Origin of the sequence: Sphingobium terrigena, assembly GCF_003591655.1 — a bacterium.
In the GTDB taxonomy this organism is placed as follows: Bacteria; Pseudomonadota; Alphaproteobacteria; order Sphingomonadales; family Sphingomonadaceae; genus Sphingobium; species Sphingobium terrigena.
In genome coordinates, this window is record NZ_QVRA01000001.1 from 199836 (window position 1) to 213711 (window position 13876).

14 protein-coding genes are annotated in these 13876 nt (G+C 63.7%); 9 read left to right on the top strand and 5 right to left on the bottom strand.

The genetic code is table 11. The features are described 5' to 3' along the window. A complete protein-coding gene (gene gyrB / locus D0Z70_RS00945) occupies nt 1-2490 on the bottom strand; it encodes a DNA topoisomerase (ATP-hydrolyzing) subunit B (RefSeq protein WP_119743729.1) in 2490 nt (829 codons plus the stop codon). Between the two features lie 86 nt (nt 2491-2576). On the opposite strand from gyrB, the gene D0Z70_RS00950 reads away from it, so the two are divergent. Then, nucleotides 2577-3059, top strand: coding sequence for a hypothetical protein (locus D0Z70_RS00950; RefSeq protein ID WP_119743551.1), 483 nt, complete (start codon nt 2577-2579; stop codon nt 3057-3059). Nucleotides 3060-3062: 3 nt separating this feature from the next. Here the strand turns inward: D0Z70_RS00950 and D0Z70_RS00955 are convergent, their stop codons facing one another. The 3 genes from D0Z70_RS00955 to yczE all read right to left on the bottom strand — a co-directional run bounded on the left by D0Z70_RS00955 (nt 3063) and on the right by yczE (nt 5437). Next, nucleotides 3063-3569: a DUF1993 domain-containing protein gene (locus D0Z70_RS00955; RefSeq protein ID WP_119743552.1), complete on the bottom strand. Its 507-nt coding sequence runs from the start codon at nt 3567-3569 to the stop codon at nt 3063-3065. A gap of 14 nt (nt 3570-3583) precedes the next feature. Beyond that, a complete protein-coding gene (locus D0Z70_RS00960; RefSeq protein WP_119743730.1) occupies nt 3584-4765 on the bottom strand; it encodes an NHL repeat-containing protein in 1182 nt (393 codons plus the stop codon). Nucleotides 4766-4834: 69 nt separating this feature from the next. Continuing rightward, complete coding sequence (yczE, locus tag D0Z70_RS00965) at nt 4835-5437, bottom strand: membrane protein YczE (protein ID WP_119743553.1); 603 nt, start codon at nt 5435-5437, stop codon at nt 4835-4837. A gap of 89 nt (nt 5438-5526) precedes the next feature. On the opposite strand from yczE, the gene yczR reads away from it, so the two are divergent. Then, a complete protein-coding gene (gene yczR / locus D0Z70_RS00970) occupies nt 5527-6990 on the top strand; it encodes a MocR-like transcription factor YczR (protein ID WP_119743731.1) in 1464 nt (487 codons plus the stop codon). Nucleotides 6991-7075: 85 nt separating this feature from the next. Here yczR and D0Z70_RS00975 read toward each other — a convergent pair whose 3' ends face one another. Continuing rightward, a complete protein-coding gene (locus D0Z70_RS00975) occupies nt 7076-8119 on the bottom strand; it encodes a quinone-dependent dihydroorotate dehydrogenase (RefSeq protein ID WP_119743732.1) in 1044 nt (347 codons plus the stop codon). A gap of 350 nt (nt 8120-8469) precedes the next feature. Between D0Z70_RS00975 and D0Z70_RS00980 the strand changes: the two genes are divergently transcribed. The 7 genes from D0Z70_RS00980 to D0Z70_RS01010 all read left to right on the top strand — a co-directional run bounded on the left by D0Z70_RS00980 (nt 8470) and on the right by D0Z70_RS01010 (nt 13854). Next, nucleotides 8470-9414, top strand: a complete 945-nt coding sequence (locus D0Z70_RS00980) for a helix-turn-helix domain-containing protein (RefSeq protein ID WP_119743554.1) — start codon at nt 8470-8472, stop codon at nt 9412-9414. Between the two features lie 94 nt (nt 9415-9508). Beyond that, nucleotides 9509-9919, top strand: a complete 411-nt coding sequence (locus D0Z70_RS00985; RefSeq protein WP_119743555.1) for an RrF2 family transcriptional regulator — start codon at nt 9509-9511, stop codon at nt 9917-9919. Continuing rightward, nucleotides 9916-11403 (top strand): Fe-S cluster assembly protein SufB, encoded by a 1488-nt coding sequence (sufB, locus tag D0Z70_RS00990; RefSeq protein ID WP_119743556.1) that lies wholly within the window; start codon nt 9916-9918, stop codon nt 11401-11403. The genes D0Z70_RS00985 and sufB overlap by 4 nt, the downstream gene beginning before the upstream one ends. A gap of 98 nt (nt 11404-11501) precedes the next feature. Then, complete coding sequence (locus D0Z70_RS00995) at nt 11502-11903, top strand: endonuclease domain-containing protein (protein ID WP_275402197.1); 402 nt, start codon at nt 11502-11504, stop codon at nt 11901-11903. Further along, nucleotides 11900-12355 (top strand): hypothetical protein, encoded by a 456-nt coding sequence (locus D0Z70_RS01000; protein WP_119743558.1) that lies wholly within the window; start codon nt 11900-11902, stop codon nt 12353-12355. The genes D0Z70_RS00995 and D0Z70_RS01000 overlap by 4 nt, the downstream gene beginning before the upstream one ends. Before the next feature lie 3 nt (nt 12356-12358). Next, on the top strand, nt 12359-13105 hold the full coding sequence (gene sufC, locus D0Z70_RS01005; RefSeq protein WP_119743733.1) for a Fe-S cluster assembly ATPase SufC: 747 nt from the start codon (nt 12359-12361) through the stop codon (nt 13103-13105). Beyond that, nucleotides 13102-13854 carry a SufD family Fe-S cluster assembly protein gene (locus D0Z70_RS01010; RefSeq protein WP_119743559.1) on the top strand — a complete coding sequence of 251 codons (753 nt, stop codon included), beginning with the start codon at nt 13102-13104 and terminating at the stop codon, nt 13852-13854. Before sufC ends, D0Z70_RS01010 begins: the two co-directional genes overlap by 4 nt. The last annotated feature ends 22 nt before the right edge of the window (nt 13855-13876 follow it).

The following is a 13876-nucleotide window of genomic DNA, read 5'->3' on the forward strand; positions in this document are numbered from 1 at the left end:
TTACACGTCCAGATTGGCGACGTTCAGCGCATTGTCCTGAATGAACTCGCGACGCGGCTCGACGATTTCGCCCATCAGGCGGCTGAAAATCTCGTCGGCAACGTCCGCCTGCTCGACCTCGACCCGCAGCATCGACCGGTTATCCGGGTCCAGCGTGGTTTCCCACAGCTGTTCCGCGTTCATTTCGCCCAGCCCCTTATAGCGCTGGATCGCCAGCCCCTTGCGCCCGGCGGCCAGGATCGCGGCCAGCAATTCGCTGGGCCGCGTGACCAGAGTCGAGCCCTTGGCCGCGACCACGGGCAGGTCATCCTCACCCGCTTCCTCCGCCGCCTGCGCCGCCTTGGCGCTTACCAGCCGCGATGGGGTTACATAGCTTTGCGATTCCTCGATCGCCAGCGTGTGCAGCTTGCGCGCTTCGGCCGACCCGACAAAGCCATGTTCGATGACATGATGGTCGGTCACGCCGCGCCACAGCCGTTCGAAATGGAAGCCGCCTTCTTCCGCGATCCGGCCGGTCCATTTGCCTTCGGCATCTTGCGCGCCCATCCAGGCGACGGCTGCGGCCAGGCGGGTCGCCTGCTCGGCCTGCGACAATTCGGGGTCCAGCGCACCGGTCAGGCTCAGCGCCTCGATGATCGTGGGATCATAACGGCGCGGCACATAGCGCATCACCGCGCGCATCCGCCGCGCATGGTCGACCAGGCTTTTGAGGTCATTGCCGGTCCGGCTGCCGCCCGGTCCTTCCAGCACCATCGATTCGACGCCATTATCGACCAGATATTGCTCCAGCGCGGTGTCGTTCTTCAGGTAAAGTTCACTCCGTCCCCGCGTCGCCTTGTAGAGCGGCGGCTGGGCGATGAAGAGATGCCCGGCCTCGATGATCTGCGGCATCTGGCGGTAGAAGAAGGTCAGCAGCAGCGTGCGGATATGCGCGCCATCGACGTCGGCGTCGGTCATGATGACGATCTTGTGGTAGCGCAGCTTTTCGATGTTGAAATCGTCGCGGATGCCGGTGCCCATCGCCTGGATCAGCGTGCCGACCTCCTTGGAGGAGATCATGCGGTCGAACCGCGCGCGCTCGACGTTCAATATCTTGCCCTTCAGGGGCAGGATCGCCTGATTATGCCGGTTGCGGCCTTGCTTGGCTGATCCGCCTGCCGAATCGCCTTCGACCAGGAACAGTTCGGACTTGGCTGGGTCGCGTTCCTGACAGTCGGCCAGCTTGCCGGGCAGGCTGGCAATATCCAGCACGCCCTTGCGCCGCGTCAGTTCGCGCGCCTTCTTGGCGGCTTCGCGCGCGGCGGCGGCATCGATCACCTTCTGGATGATCATCTTGCCATGGGCGGGATTTTCTTCCAGCCACTCGGCCATCTTGTCGGCCATCAGGCTTTCCAATGGCTGGCGCACTTCGGAACTGACCAGCTTGTCCTTTGTCTGGGACGAAAATTTGGGATCGGGCAGTTTGACCGAAACGATCGCGGTCAGCCCCTCGCGCATATCCTCGCCGGTCAGCGACACTTTCTCCTTCTTCAACATGCCCGACTTGTCGGCATAATTGTTGAGGGTCCGGGTCAGCGCCGCGCGGAACGCGGCCAGATGGGTGCCGCCGTCGCGCTGCGGGATGTTATTGGTGAAACACAGCACATTTTCATAATAGCTGTCATTCCATTCCAGCGCGACGTCGATGGTCACATCGTCGCGCGTGCCGGAAATGGCGATCGGCTCCGGCATCATCGCCGCCTTGTTGCGATCGAGATATTTGACGAAGGCCGCGATGCCGCCTTCATAATAAAGCTCAACCGTCTTGCTTTCCTCATGCCGCGCATCGGTCAGGAACAGGCGCACGCCGCTGTTCAGGAACGCCAGCTCGCGATAGCGATGCTCCAGCTTGTCGAAATCATAGTCCGTCACATTCTTGAAGGTGTCGGTGGAGAACATGAAGGTGACCTTGGTCCCCTTCTGCCCCGGTGCGGCCGGACCCAGCACCTTCAATGGTGCTTCGGCGTCGCCGTTGCGGAACCGCATCCAATGTTCCTGCCCGTCGCGCCATATGTTCAGCTCCAGCCAGTCGGACAGGGCGTTCACCACCGACACGCCCACGCCATGCAGGCCGCCCGACACCTTATAGGCATTGTCGTCGCTGGTATTCTCAAACTTACCGCCCGCGTGCAGCTGGGTCATGATGACCTCGGCCGCGGATACGCCTTCTTCGGTGTGGATGCCGGTCGGGATGCCGCGGCCATTGTCCATCACGCTGACGGAGCCATCGGGGTTCAGGGTGATGTCGATCCGGTCGCAATGCCCGGCCAGCGCCTCGTCGATCGCATTGTCGCTGACCTCGAACACCATATGGTGCAGGCCCGATCCGTCGTCGGTATCGCCAATATACATGCCGGGCCGCTTGCGCACGGCATCCAGCCCTTTCAGCACCTTGATGCTGTCCGCGCCATATTCGTTATTGTTCGGGCTATTCTGGGGTTCGTCGCTCATGCCGAGCATATAGGGAAAGCCTCGCTGAAACTAAAGCGAAACATGGTGCCTTCCCCCGCACGCCGGACCAGTCTATCCCCTGTGCCATGTCGCGCACCATCGCCCTGTTTTTCCTGCTCGCCGCCTGTTCCGACAGTCGGGAGGTGCTGGACGAATTGCCCAACAGTTCGCTGGCGGGCGCACCCCGCGCCGAAGTCCCCGAAAGCCGCATGGACGCGCCGGTCGCCCGCGCCGTGACGATCGGTGAGGATGGCCCGCGCATGGACGCTTGTGGCGGCATGGGGCAGGTGGCGCGCACGGGGCCAAACGGCCTGCCGCTGCGTGCCGCGCCCTTTGGCGACGCGAAAATCCTGACCAGCCTGGCAGAGGGCGACCGCGCCTATATCTGCACCCGCAGCCTCGACCAGAAATGGCTGGGCGTGGTGCTGGCCCCACCACCCGCTACCGACAACAGCTCGGAAGCCGCCGATTGCGGCGTCTCTTCCCCGGTCGACCGCAAGCAGTCCTATGACGGCCCTTGCGTCAGCGGATGGGTGGCCAGCGCATATGTCCGGCTGATCGCCGGCTAAATCTTAAACCCCGCCCAGAAAGTCTAGTTTGCCGATCGGCACGCCCGCCTGACGCAGCAGCGCATAGGCCATGGTCAGGTGGAAATAGAAATTGGGCAGGGAAAAGGTCAGCACATGGCTGCGCCCGGTGAAGGGAATCTCGCCACCCGGCACCTTCAGTACCACGGCGGCATCCTCCCGCCCGTCAATCTTCTCGCGCGGCACCGCTTCCAGCAGCGCGATCGTCCTGGCGATGCGCGCCTGTAACTCGTCGAACGTCAGTTCCGTGTCCGCCATCGCCACCGGCTCCAGCTCGCCCAATCGCGTCACCGTCCCCTTGGCGGTATCGCAGGCAAACTGCACCTGCGCGGTCAGTGGCTTCATATCCGCGATCAGTTGCGCGCCGGTCAGCGTCGCGGGGTCGATGCCCTTGTCGGCGGCAAAAGCCGCGCCCTTGTCGAGCAGCCCCGACAGCGCAGTCAGCCCACGGATGAACATGGGAACGGTCAGGTCGTATAATGCGGTCGCCATGTGGCGTCCCCCTCTCATTGGATGCCGGTGAACACCAGCTTCTGTACGCGCCGGCCGGTATTGACCTCGGTTGCATAGATATTGCCGTCGCTGTCGGTATCAATGCTGTGCAGCCAGGTAAATTGTCCCGCCTGCCGTCCGACCCGGCCAATCGCGCCCAGCACCTCATGCGTCTTGCGCAGCAAGATCCATATCCGCCCGTTCATCATGTCCGCGACATAAAGATAGGTCTGGTCGGGATCGGGCGAGAAGGCGATGTCGGTGACCGTGTGGGTGCCGCCCGTCTCGCCCGCAATCACCAGATCGCGCACGAAGGTCAGGCCGCCATCCTTGCCCCGCCTGAACAATTGCGCCCGATTATTGTTGCGATCGCAGACATAGACATGGCCATCCCGTGTCGGCACCACGCAATGGACGATGTCGGCGAAGGTCTGCGCCTTGGGATCGGCGATCTTGCTGGGATCGACGGCATGGCTCTGGTCGAACGCGCCTTGCCGAGTCGGTGCAATCGGCGGCCTGGCATAGGCGCCCCAGCGCCCCTTATAGCCATTGGTCCGGGCATCATATCCGATCACCCGCCGGTTCACATAACCATCCGAAATCAGGACCATGCCGTCGGAATGGTTGACGTCGGACGGGTTGCCCAACTGGTCGGTCGCATCATTGCCGCCGGTCTTGCCCCGCTGGCCGAAAGCGCGGATGAAGGTGCCATCGGCGCGATAATTCAGCACGACATGATCGTCCTTGCCATTGCCCCCGAACCAGATGGTGCCATCGGCGTCGACAAAGATGCCGTGCAGACTGGCTGGCCACTGGTTGACGCCATCGACGTTCGGCGCGCTGCCAGGCCCGCCCCAGCCGCCCAGATAGCGTCCGTCGCTGCCAAAATGGACCACGGGCGGGGCTGGCGTGCAGCAGACGGCGATGGGCGGGTTATGGGCCAGGCCGGTGTCGGTCGCGGTCAGGCTATGCGGGCGATGCACGACCCAGACCGAATCATCGGGCGCGACCGCCACCCCGCTCACCTGTCCCAGCAACAGATCGCCGGGCATGTTGGGCCATGCGGCATCGACCTTGAACCGGGGCATTTTCGTGCCCGCAGGCGCAACCTGCTCAAAGGCGAGCGGGGCGAGTGCGCTGCTATCAGTCGTGGCACCGGTCAATATCAGCAGGCAGGCGGCAATCAGGGGGCGCATCGGGACGGCTCCGGTGTCGGGGGTGGACCGGTCGATCATGCCCGGATGGTCGCCCCGGTCAATCTCCCTTCAGGCCAGCGCCACGCGCTCCGGCGCGTCGATACGGAACCAGGGCAAGGCATGGTGGACGATCCAGCCAATGCTCATCGCATAAAGAACCGTGCCAGCACCCACCGTTCCGCCCAACAGCCAGCCGATGGCCAGCACGGCCAACTCTATCCCGGTGCGAACCCATTTGACCGGCAGACCCGTGCGACGACACACACCCGTCATCAGCCCGTCGCGCGGCCCCGGTCCCAGCCCCGCGCCGATATAGGCACCCCCGGCGATGCCGTTCAGCACGATCCCTGCACCCAGCCAGGCCGCGCGCATTGCCAAGCCCTCCGGCATCGGCAGCAGCATCAGCGACAGGTCCACCGCCGTGCCGATCATGACGATATTGGCGACCGTGCCAATTCCCGGCCGCTGGCGCAGCGGCCACCACAAAAGCAGCACGACTGCGCCGACCAGATTGACCGTCATGCCGAAACTTAAGGCCAGCCGGGGTGCCATCCCCTGATGCAGCACGTCCCATGGGTCGAGGCCCAGATTGGCGCGCAGCATCAGCGCCATGGAAAAACCATAGAGGCCAAGGCCCCAGAAAAGCTGGAAAAGGCGGCGGTGCATCATCATGGGAGGCTTCTTCGTCACAATTGGCCTTTTCCAAAAGGACCATTTCGACATAAATGGCCCTGACCGTCCGCAAATTGGATCAGATCACCATGTCCACTTCCTTCCTTCGCCCGCCCTCCCTGCTCCGCCTGCTCGGCGCATGGCGCGCGCAGGACAGCGCCCAGCCCGCCTATCGCCAACTGGCGCAGGCGCTGCGGATGCTGGTGCTGGACGGGCGCGTGGGCCTGAACGTCCGCCTGCCGGGCGAGCGTGAACTTGCCGCCGCGCTGGGCTTGTCGCGCACGACGATCGCGGCGGCGTTCGACCGGCTGCGGGACGAGGGCTATCTGGAAAGTCGGCAGGGTTCGGGCAGCGTCACCCGCCTGCCGCCGGGCCGTGTCGAACCGCCACAGGCGGAGATCGACATGATCTCTGGCGGCAATCTGCTCAACTGGACCCACGCCGCCCTGCCCGCTGCGCCGGGCGTCGGCCGTGCGATGCAGGCAGCGGTCGAGGCGCTGCCCGCCTATCTGGGCGATCTGGGTTATGATCCGCTCGGCCTGCCCGTATTGCGGCGCGCAGTCGCCGCCCATTTCGACCGGCGCGGTTGCCCTACGGATGCGGACCAGATCATCATCACCAATGGCGCGCAGCAGGGCTTTTCGCTGCTGCTCCACTGGCTTGCCGGGCCGGGCGATCGCGTCGTCATCGATCACCCGACCTATCATAACGCGATTCAGGCGTTGCAGCGCGCCCATGTCGTGCCCGTCCCGGTCGGCCTGCCGACCCATGGCTGGGATATTGACGCGATGGACGCCGCTTTCCGCCAGACCGCGCCGCGCTTTGCCTATCTGATCGCCGATTTCCACAACCCCACCGGGCGCAGCATGGACCCGGCGACTCGCCGCGCGCTGGTCGCCGCCGCCACCCGCAGCCACACACCGCTGGTGATCGACGAAACGATGGTGGCGATGGGGCTGGATTTCGCCCCGCCACCGCCGGTCGCGATCCATGATCCGTCAGGGCGGCAGGTCATCACCATGGGGTCAGCCAGCAAGATATTCTGGGGCGGGCTTCGGGTGGGCTGGATTCGCGCCGATCCGCAGACGGTCGCCGCGCTTGGCCGCCTGCGCACGACGATGGACATGGCGAGTCCCGTGGTCGAACAGCTGGCCGTCGCCCACCTCATCGACGCCGACGAAGGGCTGGGCACGCGGGCGGATATGCTGCGCGGACGGCGGGACCATCTGCTGGCGCTGCTCGAACAGCATCTGCCCCATTGGCGGGTCGAATCGCCCGCGGGCGGCCTGTCGCTCTGGGCCGAACTCCCCCGCGCGGAGGCGACCGCACTCGCCGCGCTCGCCGAAAGCCTGGGCGTCCGGGTCGCCGCCGGACCGCGCTTTGGCGTCAGCGGTGCATTTGAACGCTTCCTGCGCCTGCCCTTCACCCTGCCCGAAGCGCAACTCGCTACCGGCGTGGAACGGCTGGTGCAGGCCGACGCCCATCTCCACGCCCGCACCCCCAGGGGTCGCGATTCGCTGGCGCTGGCGCTGGAGGCGGACCGACTGATCTGAAGCGTTTGTTTCGAAATGCGCCTTTGGTGCGGCAATCGAAATGCGCTCTTTCGCGCATTTCGACACAGACTCTAAACGACAGCGATCAGGCGTCGATACCGACAATCTGGTCGATGGTGGAAAAGCCGTCGCGCGTCATCAGCGCCTTGAGGCCGTGATTGATCCGCTTCGCCAGATATGGCCCTTCATAGACCAGGGCGCTGTAAAGCTGGACCAGCGACGCGCCCGCGCGGATGCGGGCATAGGCCTGCTCCGCATTGGCAATGCCGCCGACCCCTATCAGCGGCAGCTGCGCGCCCAGCAACCGACGGAAATCGCGCAACTTCTGTAGCGACAGGTCGGTCAGCGGCGCGCCCGACAGCCCGCCGGTCTCGCCTGCATGAACCGACCGCAGCGCCGGGCGGGTGATGGTCGTGTTGGACACGATCAGCGCGTCGATCCGATGGTCGAGGCAGGCGGCGGCAATATCCTCCACATCCGCGGGTTCCAGATCGGGCGCGACCTTCAGGAAAATAGGCGTCGCGCGGCTACCCCGCGCCGCCATCACCGCGCCAAGCAACTCATCCAGCGCGGCGCGATCCTGCAACGCGCGCAGCCCCGGCGTGTTGGGGGAGGAGATATTGACGGTCAGATAGTCGGCCAGCGGGGCCATCACCTGCACGCCGGTAACATAATCGGCGATCCGGTCGGTAGCCTCCTTGTTCGCGCCGATATTGATGCCGATGACCGGCCCTTCCCCCACCGGACGGCGATAGCGCGCGATCCGGTCCGCCGCCGCGCCCTGTCCGCCATTGTTGAAGCCGAAACGGTTGATCACCGCCTTGTCCTCGACCAGCCGGAACAGACGGGGGGTAGGGTTGCCCGGCTGGGCCAGCGGGGTCAGCGTCCCCAGCTCGGCAAAGCCAAAGCCCAGGCCATGCATCTTGTGCGCGACTCGCCCTTCCTTGTCATAGCCTGCCGCCAGACCGACCGGATTGGGGAAGGGGATTCCCGCGACCTTGCTCGCCAGCATCGGATCCGGCGTCAGCGGGCCGGGCGTCGGCATCAGGCGCAGCGCGGCGATCGACAGATTATGGGCGCGCTCGGCATCAAGGGTGAACAGCAGCGGGCGGATCAGACGGTAGGGCATGGCCGCGCTATGCCAGCGGTGGGGCCGTCCGTCGAGTCGCTGTTGCAGCATAGCCACAGCCTCACCCTAACGTCATTTCATAACAGGAAACGTCATGATTGAGATCGTTTTCGGCTGAGAAATGTCCGATCCGTCCAATAATATTGCCGTGATTCGGGGGTAAAGCGTCCTTGCGACCCGAAGGCTCTTAGGCTTCCAGCCGATGAGACCTTTTACTGGCCCGGCAATGCAAATTGCCGGGCCATTTTTTGTGCAGCGCGACACAAGCGAACAAAAGTTACAGTTTATTATCCATCCCGCTTGCGCGCCACCGATGTTGGCGCATAGTAAATCCCAACTGGGGTAAGATAATGGGGTCGCATCATATCGACATGACCGGGGGCGGTGTCGCTCTGCCGGACGACCGGGGGCCGCTATCCTATACCGTGGCTGCCGCGCAGGGTCCCGTGCGGCTGCGCTACTTTGCGCCGCCTGAACATTTGCGCGCCTATTTCGGTTCTCTCTATCTGTTCACTGTATCGGCCGACCATTATGCCGACGTAACCCGTGCCGACGTGCCGCAACTGCGCTTCATGCTGGACGGCGGGGGCCATTATCATTTTCAGGACGGTGTGGCGATGGCGACGCCCGACGTCTGCCTGCTGGGGCCGACCATGGGCGCGACCCGGTTTGAACTGGACCGGCCTGCACGGGTCGTGGGCATTTCGCTGTTGCCGGCTGGCTGGCTGGCGCTGCATGGCGGCGATGCCAGCCTGCTTGCCGACCGGTTGTGCGATCTGGCGGCGGAACGGGGTGATGCTTATGCGCGCCTGCTCCATGACCTGCGCGCGCTGAAAGATGATCAGGCGGATGCGATGGCGGCTCTGTGCTGGGCGCAACTGGGGGCGATGATCAAGCCGCCCCGCCAGGCGACCTGGGCGCTGCTCCATGCCGTCGACGCCTGGCTGATGGACGAAGGATCGCCGCGGATCGAGATATTGGCGGAAACCACCGGCCTGTCGCCGCGCCAGCTCGCCCGGCTGACCAATAAATATTATGGCGCGCCGCCCAAGCTGCTGGCGCGCAAATATCGCGCCTTGCGCTGTTCGGCCAAGATCGCGCTCGACCAGGAAAGCTGGCAACTCCTGTGCGAGGAAGCCGGTTTTTACGACCAGTCGCATTTCATCCGCGAGATCAAGCATTTCATCGGCCTGACCCCGCACCAGTTGCAGACCGAACCGTCCGCCGTGGCGCAACTGACCTTGCTACGCCGGTCGCTGGGCGCAGATGTCGCGACGCTCAACCGCTTGAGCTGAAGATGGCCTAAAAAGGCCTTGATAAATGGCGCGCGGGGGACCAAATGCGCAATCAGACGAATATGGTCTGATTTGAGAATGGTTCGCAACGCGCATGAAATTGTCCAGCTTCGCTGACTATGCCGTGGTCCTGATGTCGGCCGCCGCGCGCCATTGTGGTGCCACCAAGATGAATGCGACTACCCTGGCGGCTGAAACCGGCATCCCTCTGCCCACAGCGCAGAAGCTGGTGAGCCGCCTGTCCGCCGCGGGTCTCCTCGAATCGAGCAGAGGCACTGGCGGCGGCGTGCGCCTGTCGCGCCCGCCCGCCACGATCACGCTGGCCGACGTGGTGGAGGCGGTCGAGGGGCCGATCGCCATGACCGCCTGCGCCGATACCGGCGCGCATGACTGCACGTTGGAGCAGGACTGCCGCATCCGCCCGCACATGAATGTGGCGAACATGGCGATCCGTTCGGCACTGGCCGGGGTGACGATCGCGAGTTTGACGAGAGAATTGGCATGACAGACGTAACCACCAGAGAAGCCCGCAATGCCGAGGCGCAGGAGGCCGCCGACCGTGCGTCCACCTATGAACATGGCTGGGCGTCGGACATTGAGCAGGACTTCGCGCCCAAGGGGCTGAACGAGGATACGGTCCGCTTCATATCCGCCAAGAAAAACGAGCCGCAATGGCTGCTCGACTGGCGGCTGAAGGCCTTTGCTATGTGGCAGACGATGACGCCGCCCGACTGGGCCAAGCTCAATGTCCCGCCGATCGACTATCAGGACGCCTATTATTACGCCGAGCCGAAGAAGAAGGTTGAGCTGGACAGTCTGGATCAGGTCGACCCGGAAATCCTGGCCACCTACAAGAAGCTGGGCATCCCGATCGCCGAGCAGGAGATGCTGGCCGGCGTCAAGGGCAGCCGCCGCATCGCGGTGGACGCTGTGTTCGACTCGGTGTCCGTCGCCACCACCTTCCGCAAGGAACTGGAGGAAGCGGGCGTCATCTTCCGCTCGATCAGCGAAGCGGTGCGCGAATATCCCGATCTGGTGAAGAAGTGGATGGGCAAGATCGTGCCGATGCACGACAATTATTTCGCCACGCTGAACTGCGCGGTCTTTTCCGACGGCACCTTTGTTTACATTCCCAAGGGCGTGCGCTGCCCGATGGAACTCAGCACCTATTTCCGCATCAACGCGGAAAATACCGGGCAATTCGAGCGCACCCTGATCGTCGCGGACGAGGGCAGCTATGTCTCCTATCTCGAAGGCTGCACCGCCCCAATGCGCGACGAGAACCAGCTGCACGCCGCCGTGGTGGAACTGGTCGCGCTGGACGATGCCGAAATCAAATATTCGACCGTCCAGAACTGGTATCCGGGCGATGCGGACGGGAAGGGCGGCATCTATAATTTCGTGACCAAGCGCGCTCTGTGCCAGGGCAGGAACAGCAAGGTCAGCTGGACCCAGGTGGAAACCGGCAGCGCCATCACCTGGAAATACCCAAGCTGCGTGCTGAACGGCGAAAACAGTGTCGGCGAATTTTACTCGGTCGCGCTGACCAATAATATGCAGCAGGCCGACACCGGCACCAAGATGATCCACAACGGGAAAAACACCCGATCGACCATCGTGTCGAAGGGGATCAGCGCAGGCCGCAGCAACAACACCTATCGCGGCCTCGTCCGCGTCGCGCCGGGCGCGGAGGGCGTACGCAACTTCACCCAGTGCGATAGTCTGCTGCTCGGCGACCAGTGCGGTGCCCACACCGTCCCCTATATCGAGGTCCGCAATCCGTCCGCACAGATCGAGCATGAAGCGACGACCAGCAAGATCAGCGACGACCAGCTCTTCTACGCCATGCAGCGCGGCCTGGACCAGGAAAGCGCCGTCGGCCTGATCGTCAACGGCTTCGCCCGCGAAGTGCTGCAACAACTGCCGATGGAATTTGCGGTCGAGGCGCAGAAGCTGCTGGGGATTTCACTGGAAGGCAGCGTGGGGTGAGGTCGCTCACGCCTCGTGATCAGGCGCACCGCCTAAACTCCCCTCCCCTTCAGGGGAGGGGCCGGGGGTGGGGGCTATCGGTTGAGCGCCTCGCTCAATTGGATGGCTTCGCTCACGACATGCGTTGTGATCCCACCGAACCGGAAAAGCGCTTATGGACTCGCTTGTCCCGTTCCCAACTCGGCGGCCACAAATTCCGTCGCCAATCAGTCATAGGTCCGTTCATTGCCGATTTCTTTTGTCCGCAAAAGGGTCTGGTCATCGAAGTGGATGGCGACACACATGATATTTTGGCGGACCTCAAGCGCGATGCAGCGTTGAACAGGCTTGGCCTTTCGGTGCTGCATGTCGGCAATGCAGATGTGATCGGCAATCTTGACGGGGTGTGCGAAACGATCCTGCATCGGCTTGAACAGGCGCTGGATCGTTGGGCATACCCCCACCCCAACCCCTCCCCTGAAGGGGAGGGGCTTTCTCCCTCTCAAGGAACAGAAATTTGAGCGACGAAGACGATATTCAGGATGCCCTCGCGGATTTCGCGGAGGATGTCGGCAATGGCCAGTCATGGACCGCCGCAATCCGTATCCTGACCGAGGATTATGAGCTGGAAGAGGGCGAGCTGGAACCGCGCGCCCGCGCCGATTTCGGCGATCTCGATGCGTTCGAGGCGCAGAGCCGCGACGCCCTGCAAAAATCCGACGCGGCGATGACGGAGAAGCTGCGCAAGGACAAGGCGTTCCACAAGGCAAAAGCCCCCAACTTGGCCCGCATGGGTCCGGTCAGCGAATTCGTCGTCGCGCTGCTTGAAAAAGGCCCGCCGGAAAAGGACGCCGACTGGTGGCCCTATATGCCGATCAAGCGCCATATCGACACGCTGTTTCCGGCCCCCGGCGATGTGCGCGACATGGCCTTCTGGACCGCCCGCACGCTCCAGCGCGCGCACGAAGGATAAATGATGCTGACGATCGACACGCTCACTAACGAAATTGACGGCAAGGCGATCCTGAAAGGACTGTCGCTCACCATCAACGCGGGCGAAATCCACGCGATCATGGGGCCGAACGGCGCAGGGAAATCGACGCTGGCCTATACGCTGGGCGGGCGTCCGGGCTATGAAGTGACCGGCGGCACGGCGACGTTCGACGGCGCCGACCTGTTCGATCTGGACCCGCATGAGCGCGCCGCCGCCGGCCTGTTCCTGGGCTTCCAATATCCGGTCGAAATCCCTGGCGTGTCCAACCTCCAATTCCTGCGCGAAAGCCTCAACAGCCAAAAGCGCGCGCGCGGCGAAAAGGAACTCAATGGCGGCGAATTCATCCGCCTCGCCAAGGAAAAGGCCGCACTGCTCGGCCTCGACATGGACATGCTCAAGCGCCCGGTGAATGTCGGCTTTTCGGGCGGCGAAAAGAAGCGCGCCGAAATGGTGCAGATGGGCATCCTCGATCCCAAGCTGGCAATTCTGGACGAGACCGACTCCGGCCTCGACATCGACGCGCTGAAAATCGTTGGCGCGGGCATCAACGCGATCATGCGCAAGCCTGACAAGGCGGTGCTGCTCATAACCCATTATCAGCGGCTGCTCGACTATGTGAAGCCGGACTATGTCCATGTGCTGGCGGGTGGGCGGATCGTGAAGTCGGGCGGCCCGGACCTAGCGCTGGAGCTGGAACGTGAGGGTTATGCCGAGGTGGTTGCGGCGTGAACGCACTGACTCTCCCCACGCGCGCGCGCGAAGAATGGCGTTACAGCGATCTCGATGCCGTCGCCGCCATCTGGCCGACGCCTGCGCCGACGCGAATCGACGTGGCGGCAGGCGATGCGGCGCACCATCATATGTTGCAGGATGCGGCCGATGGCACGGCGGCGGTGCATGATTATGTCGTGACCGTGGGCGACGGTGCGCGCTGCGATTTCCATGTCCTCAACATCGGCGGCAGACTGGGCCGGGTGACGATCAATGTGAAGCTCGGGAAGGGCAGCCATTTCGAACTGGGCGGCGCAATCCTGGGCAGCGGTGACCAGACGTTGGAAATCGTCACCAGCGTCACCCATGCGCAGCCCGACGCGACCAGCGGCCAGACCATCCGCTCTATCCTGTCGCAACGCGCTACCGGCAGCTATCTGGGCAAGATCGCGGTCGCCCGCGACGCGCAGCGCACCGACGCCTTCCAGTCGGTCAAGGTGATGCTGCTGGACCGCACCGCGACCGCCAATGCCAAGCCGGAGCTGGAAATCTACGCCGACGACGTGAAATGCGCCCATGGCGCGACCGTGGGCGAACTGGACAAGGCGGCGCTCTTCTACATGGCCTCGCGCGGCATGGACCCGGCGACCGCCAAGACGCTGCTGCTCCGTTCCTTCGTGGCGGGCGTGTTCGACAGCGTGGCGGACGAAGCGGTGCGCGAGACGCTGGAAGCCGCCGCCATCGCCAAGCTGGAGGCAATGGTATGAACGCTGTTCCATCCCATTCCGT

Coding starts and splice junctions, on each gene's coding strand:
- gyrB (WP_119743729.1), bottom strand. CDS start 2,490: ATGAGCGACGAACCCCAGAATAGCCCGAACAATAACGAATATGGCGCG.
- D0Z70_RS00975 (WP_119743732.1), bottom strand. CDS start 8,119: ATGCCCTACCGTCTGATCCGCCCGCTGCTGTTCACCCTTGATGCCGAG.
- D0Z70_RS00950 (WP_119743551.1), top strand. CDS start 2,577: ATGTCGCGCACCATCGCCCTGTTTTTCCTGCTCGCCGCCTGTTCCGAC.
- D0Z70_RS00980 (WP_119743554.1), top strand. CDS start 8,470: ATGGGGTCGCATCATATCGACATGACCGGGGGCGGTGTCGCTCTGCCG.
- D0Z70_RS00960 (WP_119743730.1), bottom strand. CDS start 4,765: ATGCGCCCCCTGATTGCCGCCTGCCTGCTGATATTGACCGGTGCCACG.
- yczE (WP_119743553.1), bottom strand. CDS start 5,437: ATGATGATGCACCGCCGCCTTTTCCAGCTTTTCTGGGGCCTTGGCCTC.
- D0Z70_RS00985 (WP_119743555.1), top strand. CDS start 9,509: ATGAAATTGTCCAGCTTCGCTGACTATGCCGTGGTCCTGATGTCGGCC.
- D0Z70_RS00955 (WP_119743552.1), bottom strand. CDS start 3,569: ATGGCGACCGCATTATACGACCTGACCGTTCCCATGTTCATCCGTGGG.
- yczR (WP_119743731.1), top strand. CDS start 5,527: ATGTCCACTTCCTTCCTTCGCCCGCCCTCCCTGCTCCGCCTGCTCGGC.
- sufB (WP_119743556.1), top strand. CDS start 9,916: ATGACAGACGTAACCACCAGAGAAGCCCGCAATGCCGAGGCGCAGGAG.
- sufC (WP_119743733.1), top strand. CDS start 12,359: ATGCTGACGATCGACACGCTCACTAACGAAATTGACGGCAAGGCGATC.